At 69.8% G+C, this 10,780-nt stretch carries 11 protein-coding genes; 9 read left to right on the forward strand and 2 right to left on the reverse strand.

All coding sequences use genetic code 11. From position 1 onward, the window contains the following. The 3 genes from ACNFOC_RS42970 to ACNFOC_RS42980 all read left to right on the forward strand — a co-directional run. A partial coding sequence (locus tag ACNFOC_RS42970) for a WD40 repeat domain-containing protein (RefSeq protein ID WP_416964437.1) occupies positions 1 to 1,030 on the forward strand: 1,030 nt, incomplete at its 5' end. Positions 1,031 to 1,155: 125 nt separating this feature from the next. Next, entirely contained in the window at positions 1,156 to 1,992 is an 837-nt protein-coding gene (locus ACNFOC_RS42975; RefSeq protein ID WP_416964438.1) for a mechanosensitive ion channel family protein, read from the forward strand. A 163-nt stretch (positions 1,993 to 2,155) separates the two neighbouring features. Then, positions 2,156 to 2,824 carry a hypothetical protein gene (locus ACNFOC_RS42980; RefSeq protein WP_416964439.1) on the forward strand — a complete coding sequence of 223 codons (669 nt, stop codon included), beginning with the start codon at positions 2,156 to 2,158 and terminating at the stop codon, positions 2,822 to 2,824. Between the two features lie 381 nt (positions 2,825 to 3,205). Here ACNFOC_RS42980 and ACNFOC_RS42985 read toward each other — a convergent pair whose 3' ends face one another. Next, the gene (locus tag ACNFOC_RS42985) at positions 3,206 to 3,523 is read right to left on the reverse strand and encodes a DUF6401 family natural product biosynthesis protein (RefSeq protein ID WP_416964440.1); all 318 of its coding nucleotides are present in this window, start codon (positions 3,521 to 3,523) and stop codon (positions 3,206 to 3,208) included. Positions 3,524 to 3,636: 113 nt separating this feature from the next. Here ACNFOC_RS42985 and ACNFOC_RS42990 point away from each other — a divergent pair, with 113 nt between their 5' ends. From ACNFOC_RS42990 to ACNFOC_RS43015, 6 genes are all read left to right on the forward strand, one after another. Then, on the forward strand, positions 3,637 to 4,473 hold the full coding sequence (locus tag ACNFOC_RS42990) for a helix-turn-helix domain-containing protein (protein WP_416964441.1): 837 nt from the start codon (positions 3,637 to 3,639) through the stop codon (positions 4,471 to 4,473). Then, a complete protein-coding gene (locus tag ACNFOC_RS42995; protein WP_416964442.1) occupies positions 4,445 to 4,699 on the forward strand; it encodes a DUF397 domain-containing protein in 255 nt (84 codons plus the stop codon). Before ACNFOC_RS42990 ends, ACNFOC_RS42995 begins: the two co-directional genes overlap by 29 nt. A 48-nt stretch (positions 4,700 to 4,747) precedes the next feature. Further along, complete coding sequence (locus ACNFOC_RS43000) at positions 4,748 to 6,091, forward strand: helix-turn-helix domain-containing protein (RefSeq protein WP_416964443.1); 1,344 nt, start codon at positions 4,748 to 4,750, stop codon at positions 6,089 to 6,091. A gap of 145 nt (positions 6,092 to 6,236) precedes the next feature. Continuing rightward, the gene (locus ACNFOC_RS43005; protein WP_416964446.1) at positions 6,237 to 7,196 is read left to right on the forward strand and encodes a permease; all 960 of its coding nucleotides are present in this window, start codon (positions 6,237 to 6,239) and stop codon (positions 7,194 to 7,196) included. Continuing rightward, the gene (locus ACNFOC_RS43010) at positions 7,193 to 7,972 is read left to right on the forward strand and encodes a TIGR03943 family putative permease subunit (RefSeq protein ID WP_416964447.1); all 780 of its coding nucleotides are present in this window, start codon (positions 7,193 to 7,195) and stop codon (positions 7,970 to 7,972) included. Before ACNFOC_RS43005 ends, ACNFOC_RS43010 begins: the two co-directional genes overlap by 4 nt. 140 nt (positions 7,973 to 8,112) lie before the next feature. Beyond that, positions 8,113 to 10,167 carry a TerD family protein gene (locus ACNFOC_RS43015; RefSeq protein WP_416964444.1) on the forward strand — a complete coding sequence of 685 codons (2,055 nt, stop codon included), beginning with the start codon at positions 8,113 to 8,115 and terminating at the stop codon, positions 10,165 to 10,167. Here the strand turns inward: ACNFOC_RS43015 and ACNFOC_RS43020 are convergent. Beyond that, on the reverse strand, positions 10,164 to 10,780 hold a 617-nt coding region (locus ACNFOC_RS43020), incomplete at its 5' end, for a hypothetical protein (RefSeq protein WP_416964445.1). The two genes, ACNFOC_RS43015 and ACNFOC_RS43020, sit on opposite strands and share 4 nt — an antisense overlap.

Here is a 10,780-nt window from a genome sequence, read left to right on the forward strand (position 1 = left end):
CGAAGCAGGCTTCCCGCTTAGATTCTTTCAGCGGTTACCCCTCCCGAACGTAGCCAACCAGCCATGCCCTTGGCAGAACAACTGGCACACCAGAGGTTCGTCCGTCCCACGCAGCCCAGGTCGCATCCCGACCGTCCCCGCCGACACCCTTCCCCTGACCGCGTTCAGCCCGGACGGCACCCGGTTCGCGTACGGCGTCTCGGCGCCCGGGAGGGAAGCGGTGGCGCAGCCGTTCGAGGTGTGGGACGTGCCGCGGGGGAGATCCCTCGCGACCCTGGACCTGCCGGGCGATGCCGTCATCGCACTCACGCTCGGCCCGAGCGCGCACCACTCCCTCTACGCCGTGCGCACCTCCGGCATCGGCCAACTCGCCGACGAGACATGGGACTTCGCGCGCAGACGCAGGACCGCGGTCCTGACCGGCGTCACGGGCAGCCACCTCGCCGTCCGCCCGGACGGCGGCCTGCTCGTCGGCGAGGGCAGGGTCGCCCGCCCGCCCTCGGGCCGGTCCGTGGGGCAGGACCTCGTGCAGGGCGACGAGATCGGCGCGCCGGCGTTCACCGCGGACGGTTCCACGCTCGCGGTCGGCGACCAGTCGGGCCGGGTCGACCTGTGGGACGGAAGGCTGCGCCACCGCGAGGGCGTCCTGCGCAACGTGTTCCCCGCCCCGACCGGCACCGCTCCGACCGGCACCGCCCCGGAAGGCGTCTCGGCCGTCGCCTTCAGCCCCGACGGCCGCACTCTCGCGGTCGGCGGTGCGGGCGGCAGCCTCCAGCTCTGGGACGTGGCCACCCAACAGCCGCTCAGCAGCGCCCCGTTGACGACCCCGGGCGAGGCGATCACGTCCCTCGCCTTCAGCCCGGACGGCACCACGGTCTACGCCGGCAGCGCCCATGTCCCGCTCCAGCGCTACGCCGTGGACCCGGACCGGGCCCTGGCACGGGTCTGCGCGAGGACGGGGAACGCGGAGCTGACGCGGGCGCAGTGGCGGACGTACGTGCCGGACGCGCCGTACCGCCGTATCTGCTGATCCGGCCGCTCCTCACCCGTACGGCCCAGCTCACGCGGCCACGCCCGTACGGCGCTGCTCCACTGATGAATAACAACAAGGGGGCCGGTCGTACCCACTAGGACCCACCGAAGGAAGTGCCGCCCATGGCTGTTCCCGAAGCCAACCTCGCCATCAACTTCACCCAGGGGCTGAACGACGCCTGGTCGAAGGTCGCGCAGTTCGTGCCGAAGCTCGTCGGTTTCCTGATCATCCTGGCCATCGGCTGGTTCGTGTCGAAGATGATCGCCCGCGTCCTGGACCGGGTGCTGCGCAAGGTCGGCTCGGAGAAACTCTCCGAACGGGCCGGTACGGAACGGTACTTGCGGGACTCCAAGTACGACATGACCGGCATCGTCTGCAAGATCGTGTACTACGCGCTGATGCTGATCACCCTCCAGCTCGCGCTCGGCGTCTTCGGCGCCAACCCGGTCAGCACGATGATCAACGGCATCGTCGCCTGGCTCCCGCGCGGCATCGTCGCGGTCGTCCTGGTCGTCGTCGCGATGGCCATCGCCAACGCGGTCCGGGGCATCGTGGGCAGCGCCCTCTCCTCCATGTCGTACGGCAAGATGCTCGCGACCATCGTCTGGGCCTGCATCATGGCGCTCGGCGTGATCGCGGCCCTCGGCCAGGCGGGCATCGCCACCTCGGTCACCCAGCCGGTGCTCTACGCGGCCCTCGCGACCGTGGCCGGCATCTTGATCGTCGGCGTCGGCGGCGGCATGATCACCCCGATGCGCCAGCGCATGGAGCGCATGCTGATGGCCGCGGAACGCGAGACCACCAATGCGAAGGGCAGCCTCACGGCCTACCAGTCGGGCCGCCAGGACGCGATGACCAACCAGCCGGTCCGCGAGCGCACGGACATGGGGACGGGCATGGGCACGGACATGGGGACGGACTCGCGGCGGGACGACATGCCGGGGTCGTCCGGCATGTAGCGCGACGTGAGTGCAGGTGAGGGCCGTGATCCCGAGTTGATTCCGGAGTTGATTCGCCTTTCGGGCGGGACTGTCCGATCAACTCCGCGGCGATGACGATCGGAGGCGTTGCCACCCGTGGCGGGCGGCAACGCCGACCGACGTATCGACGAGGAGAACGACCATGAAGGTTTTCCCGCGCGGCCGCCGACGACTGGCTCTGCTGGCGCCCGCTCTCGCCCTGGTGCTCATTCCCGTCTCCACGGGGACCGCCAGCGCCAACTCCAGCCCCGGCTGGGGCGACGACAAGCCGGACGTGCTGGCCGGCTGCAACCACCACGGCGATGTCCGCTGGCCGAGGTCGTGCCAGTACCACGAGGTCAACGCCTGGACCGCGCTCGGCAAGCGGCACCAGGCCAGCAACGTGGTCGGGAACTGCGGGGGCACCGACAACGGCACGTACGCCGTGACCTACAGCTACGCGACGAACAGCTCGTACTCCTACGAGCAGGGCCAGAGCATCGAGGTCAGCGCGGGACTCTCGGACACCTTCGAGGCGGGCATGTCCGCCAGCTCGTCGTCCTCCGAGACCTGGACCCTGGGCAACACCCGCACCGCGACCAGCACCATCACCAACACGATCCGCCCCGGCTACAAGGGCGCGTACTGGTTCGCGCCCTGGGTCCGCCACTCGGTGGGCTGGATCGAGGCGCACTACGGCAAGCGCACGAACGGCCACTACTACTGGTACTACCCGGGCCAGGGCTCCTCGGGCATCCACATCGACACGCCCGTCGCGTGGTCGGACGGCTCCCTGAAGGGCGAGCTGTACTGGGCCACGTGGAAGTGCTGAACCCGCGCCGCTCGGTGAACCGGACGGGGCCCGGCCGCGCCGGCCGGGCTCGCGTTCGCGGCGACGGCAGGCGTTACCCGCGCGAGGACGTGATGCTTCCGCCGGAGTGAGCGGAGTGGGACGTGTGGTGTTCGGCCGGCTGGCCCGCGGCCTTGGCCGGGCTCGCCGCGGCCGCTCCGATCAGGGCGGCGACAGCGATGACGGCGGCGCAGAATCCTCTGACGTAACGCGCGGACATACCTACCTCGCAACGACAGTGACAGCGACAACTACGGCGACGACAGCGATGAGTTAAGCACGCTTAATGCGTGCCTAACTTAGAGGGTCGGAGTGCGCAACGGGAAGGGCTTCAGGGCGAGTTGAGTCACCGGAAACCCTTTTTCAGTCACCGTGGCGCTGCTCGGGGAGCAGCCCGTGCCGGTGCACCAGCCAGCTGATGGCGGTCAGCCTGCACACCGCGTAGTCGTGGCCGACCGGCTCCCGCCAGTCCAGCTCCGCGAGCGCGTCCAGGAAGCCGAGCGCGTAGTCCGTGAGGTCGGCGTGGTCCGGGGGCGGGGGCATCAGGTCCGGGCCGCCCGCCGCGAGGCGTTCGCGCAGTTCAGCCACATGCTGGTCCACCGCGGCCACGAAGGCGGGCTCGAACGCGAACTCCGCGAAGCGCGGCGCGTACGAGTCGCTGATCTTGGCCAAAGGGGACATTTCTCCACCGTACGTTACGAGCGTTATGGAGAGTTCGTGATTCTCATCACCTGGGCGGCGTCAAGTAGTTACTCTCGGCGACAGGCCGGTAACTACTCGGAGGTGACTGTCGCATGGTCCACGTTCGCCAACTCGACCCGAGCGCATCCCCGTTGGACTACTTCGGCTATGAATGCCGTCGGTTGAGGGAAGCGGCGGGTCTCACGCTGGAGGGCCTCGGCAAGATCCTCTACTGCACCGGCTCGCTCATCGGGCAGATCGAGACGGCCCAGAAGGTCCCGACCCGGAACTTCGCCGAACGCCTCGACGCCGCGTTCATGACGGACGGGTCCTTCACCCGCATGATCGGCATGGTTCTGCGGAGCCAACTCCCCAACTGGTTCCAGGCGTTCGCCGACATGGAGGCGAAGGCCGCGTACATCTCCACGTATCAGTGCCAGGTGGTCTACGGCCTTCTCCAGACCCCGGAGTATGCGGCGGCACTGGTGGCCGTCGAAAACCCGGACATGGTCGAGGAGTTGGTCGCGGCGCGCATGGAGCGGCAGCGCATCCTGGAGAAGAAGCAGCCGCCTGCGGTGTGGGTCGTCATCGACGAGGCCGTGCTGCTCCGCGAGGTCGGTGGCCGCGAGGTCATGCGCAAACAACTCGCACGCTTGGTGAGCTACCGGAAGAACCCTTGGGTCCATATTCAGGTGCTGCCGTTCTCCGTGGGCGTGCACGCCGGGATGGTGGGCTCCTTTACCGTCCTGCGCTTCGATGACGACCCTGACATCCACTACTCCGAGGGCTACGACCAGGCGCACATGACCGCCAACCCGGAAGTCATCAGGGAGCGCTCGGTCGGATACGCTCGCTTGCAGGCCGATGCCCTCTCGGTAGAGGACTCCGCCGACCTGATCGCGCGCGTGATGGAGGAACGTTATGGAGACCGGGCGGAAGACGTGGCGTAAGTCCAGCTACAGCAGCACCAATGGCGGCGAATGCGTCGAGTGCGCCCCCATCGGCGCTACGGCGTGGCGTAAGTCGTCCTTCAGCGGCAGCAACGGCGGTGACTGCGTAGAGGTCGCTACCGGTGCCCCCTGCGTCGCGATCCGTGACTCCAAGAACCCCGGCGGAGCAGTTGTCACCATCAACCGCGCCCACTTCGAGGAATTCATCAACTCGCTCTCCGTGTAACTGAGTTACTCGCCAGTCTGTAACTCGGCTTACTGGCATGATTAATGCATGGTGAGACGGGACGACCCGGAAGTCATCGGGCGCAGGGTCCAGCAGTTGCGGCACGAACGCGGGCTCACCCAGCGGCAGTTGGCCGAGCCCGCCTATACGCCCGCGTACATCTCCACGCTTGAGGCCGGCCGGGTCCGCCCCTCCGACGACGCGCTGCGCCACCTCGCCGGCCGACTCGGCGTCGCCTACGAGGAGTTGGCGACCGGCCGCCCCGCCCACCTCGCCACCGAACTGCGCCTGCGCCTGACCGAGGCCCAACGCACCCTGGCCACAGGGGAGTCGGAGGAGGCCACCGAGCAGTACGCCGGTCTCCTCGCGGAGGCGGAGACCCTCGGGCTCGCGGACGAGGAGGCGGTGGCGCTGCTGGGGCTGGGCGAATGCGGCCTCGACACCGGTGACTTGACCGCCGCCCGCCTGTACTTCGAGCGCGCCGAGCACCGACTGGCCGACGAGCCACTCCCGTCCCGCGTCCCGGCCATCCGGGGCCGTGCGGTTGCCCACTACCTCACCGGTGAACTCCGTTACGCCGTCTACCTGTTGGAGTCCACCCTCGACGAGCTGAACCGGGGTGGCCTGCACGACCCGGATGCCCTGCTGCTGCTCTACGCGAGTGCGATAGGGCCGTACATGGACATGGGTGCGCACGCGAGGGCGGCCCAGGCGGCCGAGCTGGCGCTCGCGCTCGCGCCGCAGGTCGCGGACCCGGCGCTGCTCGCGCGCATGCACCGGTCGGTGGCGCGGACGCTGATAGCGGAGGGCAAGGTTGCCGAGGCAGACGCCTCCCTCGCCAAGGCCGCCGATCTGTACCGGCAGCTCCAGTTCCGTACCGAACTCGCCAACTGCCACTGGATGCGCGGCTACGTCTACGCCCAGGACGGCGAACTGGAGCGCGCCGAGGTCGAGTTGAGGCAGGCGCTGGCCATGCTGACGGCGAAGCGCGCGGCCCTCTACAGCAGCCAGGTCGCCGTCGAGCTGGCCGACGTACTCCACAAACGCGGCAAGTCCGACGAGGCCGCCGCCCTCCTCCACGACGTCCTCAGCGACCTCAGCTCCGAACGCGGCGCCCTGCACTCCGCCGCCGCGCACCGCCTCCTCGGCATCATCGCCGAGGACGCCCGCGACACCGACGCGGCCGAGGAGCACTACGTCCGCGCCCTCAGCCTGCTGGAACGCGCGGGCGCCGTCGGCGACCTGGCCGACCTGTGCCGCATGCTCGGCGACCTGCTGCGCCGTACCGGCCGGGTGGAGGCGGCCCTGGACGCCTACCGCACCGGACTCGGCCACCGCACCGCCCCCGGCACGACGACCCTCGGCCCGGCCCCCGCACAGCCTCCTCTTTGACAAATCGGGGATACCGCACAGCGCCGACGGTTACCGTGCGACGGACGAGTCGTAGCGGTAGTGGTGCGAAACGGGATGAGACAGGCGCGTGCGCGTGCAGAACGAACGGACCGTGGTCGACGGCCTGCGCCTGGCCGTACGCGCCATGGTCTACGCGGTCATCGGCGGCGCGGCGCTGATCGCGATCGCGACAGTCGTCTCCGTCCTCGGCCCGATGGTCGCGATCGACCTGTACACCCCGGCGGTGGCGGCCTGGTGGACGGTCTTCACGGCGGTCGCCGTCCAGGGCGTCCCCTTCCTGCTGCTGGGCACGGTGGTGTCGGCGGCGATCGGCGCGTTCGTCCCCGAGCGGGTGTTCACCAAGCTCCTCCCTCGCAACCAGGCCCTCGCGGTCCCCATCGCGGGCGCGGCGGGAGTGGTCCTCCCCGGCTGCGAATGCGCGTCGGTACCGGTGGCCAGCAGCCTGATGCGGCGGGGCGTGGCTCCGGCCGCCGCACTGGCCTTCCTGCTGTCGGCCCCGGCGATCAACCCGGTTGTCCTGGTGGCCACTTCGATCGCCTTCCCGGGTCAGCCGAAGATGGTGCTGGGCCGCCTGATCGCCTCCCTCGCGACGGCGGTCGTGATGGGCTGGCTGTGGGCGAGATTCGGCCGTGAGGAGTGGCTGCGCCTCCCGAAGCGCACGCAGGCGGCTGCTTCGTCCCCCACGGGTGTGAAGGCCTTCGTCGCCGGGTTGCAGCACGACTTCCTGCACGCGGGCGGCTTCCTGGTGCTGGGCGCGGCCGCGGCGGCGACCTTCAACATCGCCGTACCGCGCTCGATCCTGGACATCTTCACGGGTTCGTCCTGGCTGTCCCTCCTGCTGCTGGCCTTCCTGGCGGTCGTGCTGTGCGTGTGCAGCGAGGCGGACGCCTTCGTCGCGGCCTCCCTGAGCGGCTTCTCGCCCGCGGCGAAACTGGCGTTCATGGTGGTGGGCCCGATGGTCGACCTGAAACTGATCGCGCTCCAGGCGGGTACGTTCGGCCGCTCCTTCGCCTTCCGATTCTCCTCGACGACCTGGGTGGTGGCCGTGACGAGCAGCACGCTGGTGGGGTGGTGGCTCCTGTGAGGCGCTACGGCTCGGCGGTCCTCCTGCTGCTGGTGGGCGGGGCGGTCCTACGGATCTCACTCTTCAGCGAGCTGTATCTGCGGTACGTGCAGGCGGCGTTGCGGCCGTACCTGATCGTGTCCGGGGCGCTGCTGATCCTGCTGGGTCTGGCGGCGGCCGTACGAGGAATGCGGCACCGGCAGCACGAGGAGCACGACGACCACGAGGAGGAGGAAGGGGAGGAGGAAGCGGGGGACGAGCACGGCCACTCCCATTCCCACTCGCACGCGCACGGCGGCCCCCGTATCGCCTGGCTGCTGACCCTCCCCGCCCTCGCCCTGCTCCTCTTCCCGCCCCCGGCGCTGGGCTCGTACAGCGCGTCGCGCGAGGAGGCACAACGGGCGGCGCAGGGCGTGGGCAGCTTCTCGGCGCTTCCCGCCGGGAGCCCGCTGGACATCTCGGTCGCCCAGTACAGCTCCCGCGCGATCTACGACACCGGCCACTCCCTCAAGGGCCGCACCCTCCGCATGACCGGCTTCGTGACCCACGGCTCGAACGGCACCTGGTACGTCACCCGTCTCCTGGTCACCTGCTGCGCGGCCGACGCGACGATCAGCAAGGTCGAGATCCGGGGCGACGAAGCCGACGGCGCTCCCCAGACCGACAGCTGGGTCACGGTCACCGGCACGTGGGTCCCCAAGGGCAAGCTCGGCACGGACGGGGCGTGGCCACCGGTGCTCAAGGCGGCTCAGGTCAAGCAGGTGAAGGAGCCGGCGGACCCGTACGACAAGCGGTGACTTGTTCTGATGCTTCCGGTGATTCCCGCGCAGTAAGGGCGTTATGGTGCCTCTGATGCGCTGGGTGTGGAGCGCGTCACACATCGCTACGAAACAGGGGCCGCCGGCAGTGCTGTGCGGCCGTGCATCTGGGGGGCCTCATGCACGAGATGGTCAAGGGTGGGAACGTCGGTCTGGCGTCGCTGAGCGAGGACGCCGGCTCGGTGATGATGAGCCTGAGCTGGGGCAGTCCGACCGGGGAGGGCGACGCGGACGTCTCCGTACTGCTGCTCACCGCGGACGGAAAAGTGCGCAGCGACGGGGACTTCTACTTCTACAACAACCCCGTCGCCGCCGACGGAAGCGTCCAACTGCTCGGCAAGGCACCGACGGCGGACGGCAGCGAGGACCGGATCACCTTCGATCTGACGGCGATTCCGGCCGGAGTCGAACAGATCGTGGTGGCGGCGAGCCGTTACGAGAGCGCCCGGTTCTCCGAACTCCAGGATCTGCGGCTGACGTTGGCCGACGGCTCCGGCGAGAGCCTGCTGTGCTTCGCGATCGACGATCCCGGCGAGGTCAGCGCGCTGCTCTTCGGCGAGTTCTACCGGCGGGGCGGGGACTGGAAGTTCCGGGCGATCGGACAGGGCTACGAGTCCGGACTGGCGGGCGTGGCAACGGACTTCGGCGTCGACATCGACGACGACGCGGGCACGGACGTGGACGTGGACGCGGACATGGAGGGCGTTTCTGATTCCGACGCCGAGCCGGACTCCGAATCCCCGGTCCGTACGGCGGAAGCCGCCTCCGTGATTCCCGCGCAGCCGTCGAGCCCGGCGGTCGAGTCGGTACCCGAGGCGAGTGGCGGAGCCGAGGCGGCTCCGCGCCCGGCCCGTCCTCGTACGGCAAAGAAGAAGGTCACCCTGCCGAAGGTGGCCAAGAAGTCCCTCGCCGAGAACGACTCCTGGCGGAGTGCCCGGCTCTTCCCCGCGTCCGCGCTCAAGAGCGACCACGAGCGGGAGACCCGGGCGACCTCCGTGCTGCTGTCGGTGATGGCCCAAGTGCCGGAGTTCGGGCGGCGGTTGACGGCCGCGTTCGGCGCGCCGGTCGGGCGGATGGAGACGTTCACCGAGGTCACGCTGCCCAACGGCGAGTCCCCTCGGCGGCCCGACGGGGTGATCCGGGTCGAGCGGGCGGGCAAGCTGTGGACCGCGCTCGTCGAGACGAAGACGAACGGCAACCCCCTCAAGCCGGACCAGGTGCAGGCCTACGCCGACATAGCGGCCCGGCGCGGATACGAGGCCGTGATCACGCTCTCCAACGACGTCGAGCTGGAGGGCAGCCCACTCGTGGAGGTCAAGCTCGACGGGCGGCGCAAGCACAAGGTGGCGCTCTGGCATCTGTCCTGGGCCGAAGTCACCCACCAGGCACAGCTGTTGATCCGGCATGAGGGTGTCGGCAACGCGGCGCACGCCTGGCTGCTCCAGGAACTGCTCCACTACCTCCAGCACGAGAACTCCGGCTGCCACGGCTTCCAGAACATGGGCCGCTCCTGGGTCCCGGTACGCAACGCGATCGACGCGGAGACCCTGTGCCAGGGCGACCCGCGCGCCGTGGAAGTCGTAGAGAGCTGGGAGCGGTTGGTCCGGCAGGTGTGTCTACGGCTCGGCGGTGAGCTCGGCGAGAAGGTGCTGCCCGTGCAGCGCGCCAAGCGCGGCACCGATCCGGCATCGCGGCGCGCGGCCCTCGCGGACCGGCTCTGCGTCGACGGCCGGCTCGACGCCGAACTCCGTATCGAGGGCACGCCCGGTGTCCTCGCCCTCTGCGCGGACCTGCGCACCGGCAAGCTGCGCACGTCCATCGAGATCGCCGCGCCCGACCAGGGCTACCCCCTCACCTGGGCCAAGCGGCTGGTGCGCCGGCTCGCCGAGGCACCGGCCGATCTGCATGTCGAGACCCTGCTGGAGGGACAGCCGGGCGGGCCGCGCGGGACGCTGGAACGCCTGCGGCCCGAACCGGCCGACATCCTCCCCAGGAACGGGGCGCAGATCACCGGCTTCCGGCTGTCCCTGTTCAGGGGCATGGGCAACACCCGGGGGACCGCCGAATCGGGCTTCATCCGCAGCGTCGACGAGTCCGTGGACCGTTTTCACGCGAGTGTGGTGGTGCACCTGGACGGGCGGTCGGCGCGGGCGCGTCGACCCGTCGACGCCTAGACCTGTACGCGACCTTGCTTCTGTACGTCCGTCAGCCGCTGCGCGCCGATCTCCAACGCCCGGCCCAGCGCGTCCACGGGCACGTTCCCCAGGCCGCCGTTCGTGACGGTGATGGTGTCGTCGCCGACGCGGACGGCGGCGGTGTCGAGGGTGAGGGTGGTCTGGTCGCCCTCGGGGGTGGTGCCGGTGAGGGTGAGGTGGAGGCCCTCGCGGGCGTCGCCGACGGTCGGGAGGGTTGCCGCCGTGACCTGGACGGTCTGCGTGCCGGAGCGGGTTGTCGTCGCCGTGAAGTTCGCGCATTTCTGCGGGAGGGACGTGAGCCAGGTCATCGTGCGGTTCACGTCCGCGGGTTTGAACGCGGCGACCTGGTAACGGAGTTGGGCCTCGTCGTCCGTGTCGTCCAGGGCGGTCGCCGCCTGGGTGGTGGCGGGGGTGCCGAGGAGTTCGTCGGCGTAGAGGGCGTCCAGGAGGCGTTGGCAGTCGGGGGTGGTCGCCTTCGCCTTCGCCTTGAGCAGGGTGTCCCGCCAGGTCGCCGTGCCCTGGGTCGGGGTCCAGGGGGCGCCGAGGTCCGCGTCCGTGAGTAGCGAGGCCTGCGCCTGGGCCGGGGTGAGGA

Source organism: Streptomyces colwelliae (assembly GCF_048158785.1).
Taxonomy (GTDB): domain Bacteria; phylum Actinomycetota; class Actinomycetes; order Streptomycetales; family Streptomycetaceae; genus Streptomyces.

Bases quoted from the DNA above. Each gene is read 5' to 3' on its own strand.
- ACNFOC_RS43005 (WP_416964446.1), top strand. From the start codon at position 6,237: ATGGTCTACGCGGTCATCGGCGGCGCGGCGCTGATCGCGATCGCGACA.
- ACNFOC_RS43000 (WP_416964443.1), top strand. From the start codon at position 4,748: ATGGTGAGACGGGACGACCCGGAAGTCATCGGGCGCAGGGTCCAGCAG.
- ACNFOC_RS42990 (WP_416964441.1), top strand. From the start codon at position 3,637: ATGGTCCACGTTCGCCAACTCGACCCGAGCGCATCCCCGTTGGACTAC.
- ACNFOC_RS42995 (WP_416964442.1), top strand. From the start codon at position 4,445: ATGGAGACCGGGCGGAAGACGTGGCGTAAGTCCAGCTACAGCAGCACC.
- ACNFOC_RS42980 (WP_416964439.1), top strand. From the start codon at position 2,156: ATGAAGGTTTTCCCGCGCGGCCGCCGACGACTGGCTCTGCTGGCGCCC.
- ACNFOC_RS43015 (WP_416964444.1), top strand. From the start codon at position 8,113: ATGCACGAGATGGTCAAGGGTGGGAACGTCGGTCTGGCGTCGCTGAGC.
- ACNFOC_RS42975 (WP_416964438.1), top strand. From the start codon at position 1,156: ATGGCTGTTCCCGAAGCCAACCTCGCCATCAACTTCACCCAGGGGCTG.
- ACNFOC_RS42985 (WP_416964440.1), bottom strand. From the start codon at position 3,523: ATGTCCCCTTTGGCCAAGATCAGCGACTCGTACGCGCCGCGCTTCGCG.